Source organism: Hydrogenophaga sp. (genome assembly GCF_051007235.1).
GTDB lineage: Bacteria > Pseudomonadota > Gammaproteobacteria > Burkholderiales > Burkholderiaceae_C > Hydrogenophaga.
Window position 1 is genome coordinate 1 of sequence record NZ_JBPCSJ010000128.1, and the last position, 3,304, is coordinate 3,304.

Genomic DNA, 3,304 nt, shown 5'->3' on the forward strand with positions numbered 1-3,304 from the left:
CTTCGAGGCTCGGTGCCCCCTTTTCCCTGGGTCGAGATGAGGTGATCACCTTGATCGCGACAGCTTGGCACCGATCCCCGGCGGTATCCTGAGGCAGCGCCCGAAAGGGCCTGCACCGCATTCCCTACCCGTGGCGAGCCCATCCCGCATGCAGAACGACCTGTTCGGTGCGCCGACCACACCGCCCGCTGGCCGGCACAAACAACACGCCCCCACGCCTGACGCGGTGGACGATGAGCTTGCTGTCGCCCAGCCCGGACGCCGCCGCTCCACCGAAGTCCTCCCCCTCCCCCCCGACGACACCACCCGCGCCCTCGCCGCCCGCCTGCATCCGCGCATCCGCCTGGGTGCCTCGACCTGGAGCTACCCGGGCTGGGCCGGCACCGTGTGGGACGAGGGGCCGTACAGCGAGGCGGTGCTGGCCAAGAACGGCCTGGCCGCCTACGCGCAGCACCCGCTGCTGCGCTGTGTGGGCATCGACCGGTCGTTCTACCGCCCGCTGACCGAGGGGCAGTACGCGCGCTACGCGGGCCAGGTGCCTCATGAGTTCCGCTTCGTGGTGAAGGCGCCGGCGCTGGTGACGGACGCTCTGGTGCGCGGCGAACAGGGCCAGGGCCGCCAGCCCAACACGGCGTTTCTGGACCCGGTGCTGGCGACGCAGGAATTCATCACCCCCGCGCTGGCGGGGCTGGGCGACAAGGTGGGCGCGCTGGTGTTCCAGCTCAGCCCGCTGCCGTTTTCGCAGTTGCAACGCCTGCCGCTGTTGCTGGAGCGGCTGCGCGCCCTGCTGCGGGCGCTGCCCGATGTGCGCGGCGCCACACCCGATGGCGTGGTGGCGGTGGAGGTGCGCGACCCGGAGTGGCTTTCGCCCACCATCGCGCCGCAGCTGGCGGCCGTGCTCAAGGAGACCGGCGCCACCTACTGCCTGGGCCTGCACGCCAAGATGCCGCGTCTGGCCGAGCAGTTGCCCATCCTGCGCGCGCTCTGGCCCGGGCCCATGGTCTGCCGCTGGAACCTGAACCCGCTGCACGGCGCCTACGGCTACGAGGACGCGCAGCGCTCCTACGAACCCTACGACCGCATCCACGACGTGGACGAAGAGACGCGCGCGCTGATCGTGCGCACGGTACGCGGCGTGACCGGCGCGGGGCAGAACGCCTACGTGACGATCAGCAACAAGGCCGAGGGCTGTGCGCCGCTGTCGGCGCGGGCGCTGGCGGAGGGGTTGGCGGCCGGCAACGCCCCGTCAACACCCTGAGCGCGCCGCGGCGCGGGTGTTCGTTCAGCGCGTCTGGGCCGCCGGTTGCATGGCGGCTTTGTAGATGCTGTTGCGGGGCGTGGCCATGAGGCGCCGCAGCATGGGCTCAAACGTTTCCAGCGGCTCGGCTTCCAGCGAGGGGTCGAAGGCGCGGTTGTCGTAGAGCGCGACGAATTCGGCCGTGCGATGACTGTGCGGGTGGTCCTTGAACTGGTCGCGCATGTGGCGGTCCAGCCCGATGTGGTGGAAGAAGTTGTAGCCCTGGAACACGCCGTGGTGCTGGACCATCCAGAGGTTTTCTTCGCTGACGAAGGGTTTGAGGATGGCGGCGGCGATGTCGGGGTGGTTGAAGCTGCCCAGCGTGTCGCCAATGTCGTGCAGCAGCGCACAGACCACGTATTCCTCGTCCCGCCCGTCTTTCAGCGCCAGCGTGGCGGTCTGGCGGGAATGGGTCAGCCGGTCGACCGGGAAGCCGCCGAAGTCACCGTCGAGCAGGCGCAGGTGGTCGAGGATGCGGTCGGGCAGCGCCTTGGCCATCTTCATGGCCTCGGGGACGATGATTTGCCAGTCTTCCCGGGTGCTGTCTTCCATGCGGGTGAACCCGGCACGATCGTGGGCGCGAGCGTCGGCGTGGTCGTTCATGGGGTGTCTCCTTCTGGGTGGGGGTCATGGGCTGCGCCCAGGCCGCCCAGATGTTCACCGACCCGCGCACCCGCCCGCTGTCCCGCCTGGGACGGCCTGCGCCGTGACGCCCCGCCGCCAGCGGCGGAGCGCGTCAGCCCTGCACGCGCTGCACAGGCGCGCCGGCCACCGGCTGGCGCAGGGTGACCCAGCTCAGCACCAGGGCCGTGAGCGTGCCGGCGGCCATGCCCACCACCATGGGCAGGGGCTGGCCGTCGGCGAACAGGCCGACGATGCCCATGGCCGCCGCGCCGCAGAGCATTTGCAGCGTGCCCATGAGGGCGGACGCGGTGCCGGCGATAGCGCCGTGCTGGTCCAGCGCCAGCACCGAGACGGTGGGGATCACCAGGCCCATGAAGCCGGTGGCCACGAAGTTGAGCGCGATGAGCACCGCGAGGCGGTCGCCCCCGGCCAGGTAATAGGCCAGCAGGGTCGCCATCACCAGGCCCGACACGGTGGCCGCGCCCTTGGCCAACGTGGGTAGGCCCAGGCGCCGACCCAGCGCACCGGTGAGCTGCGCCGCGCCGATGAAGGCCGCCGCGTTCACCCCGAAGGCCAGGCTGTACTGCGTGGGTGTGAGGCCGTAGTGGTTGATGAGCACAAAGGGCGAACCGGCCAGGTAGACAAAGAAGCCGGCCATGGCGCTGGCGCCGATGAACACCAGGCCCAGGTAGTGCCGGTCGCGCAGTAGCAGGCCGTAGCCGCGCAGGGCGCTGCCCAGCGAACTGTCCACCCGCTGGGCTTCGCTGCGGGTTTCGGACAGCGCGCTGCGCACCAGCAGCAGGCCGGCCGCGGCGGCCAGCGCCACCGCCCAGAACACGCCGCGCCAGCCGGTGAGCGCGATGACGCCGCTGCCGGCCAGTGGCGCCAGGATGGGCGAGACACTGAACACCAGCATCAGCAACGACATGAGGCGCGCGGCCTCGGGGCCGGTGTGCAGGTCGCGCACGATGGCGCGCGGGATGGCCATGCCGGCGGCTGCGCCCAGGCCCTGCAGGAAGCGCAGCGCCACCAGGGTGTGGATGTCGGTGGCCAGCGCGCAGCCGATGCTGGCCAGCAGGAACAGGGCCAGCCCGGCGACCAGCGGCGGCTTGCGGCCCACCATGTCGGACACCGGGCCGTACAGCAGCTGCCCCAGGCCAATGGACAGGAAGAACGCGGTGAGGGTGAACTGGACCGAGCCCACGTCGGCGCCCAGGCTGCGCCCGATGTCGGGCAGCGCGGGGAGGTACATGTCGATGGCAAAGGGGCCGATGGCGGAGAGCAGGCCCAGCACCAGGGCCATCTGGAGATAACGCGGATTCATCGACCGATTGTCAGGGCCTGGACGGGGTGCGGCCTGACGGGGCGACAACAGCTCTATAG

The 3,304-nt window shown here is 70.7% G+C and carries 3 protein-coding genes; 1 reads left to right on the forward strand and 2 read right to left on the reverse strand.

The features are described 5' to 3' along the window. Positions 1-148: 148 nt before the first annotated feature. Positions 149-1,258, forward strand: coding sequence for a DUF72 domain-containing protein (locus ACR2JA_RS04900; protein WP_434007994.1), 1,110 nt, complete (start codon positions 149-151; stop codon positions 1,256-1,258). Positions 1,259-1,282: 24 nt separating this feature from the next. On the opposite strand, the gene ACR2JA_RS04905 is transcribed toward ACR2JA_RS04900, so the two are convergent. Both ACR2JA_RS04905 and ACR2JA_RS04910 read right to left on the reverse strand, forming a co-directional pair. Beyond that, positions 1,283-1,900 carry an HD domain-containing protein gene (locus tag ACR2JA_RS04905; RefSeq protein ID WP_434007992.1) on the reverse strand — a complete coding sequence of 206 codons (618 nt, stop codon included), beginning with the start codon at positions 1,898-1,900 and terminating at the stop codon, positions 1,283-1,285. A gap of 133 nt (positions 1,901-2,033) precedes the next feature. Further along, the gene (locus ACR2JA_RS04910) at positions 2,034-3,245 is read right to left on the reverse strand and encodes a multidrug effflux MFS transporter (protein WP_434007993.1); all 1,212 of its coding nucleotides are present in this window, start codon (positions 3,243-3,245) and stop codon (positions 2,034-2,036) included. Positions 3,246-3,304 lie beyond the last annotated feature (59 nt).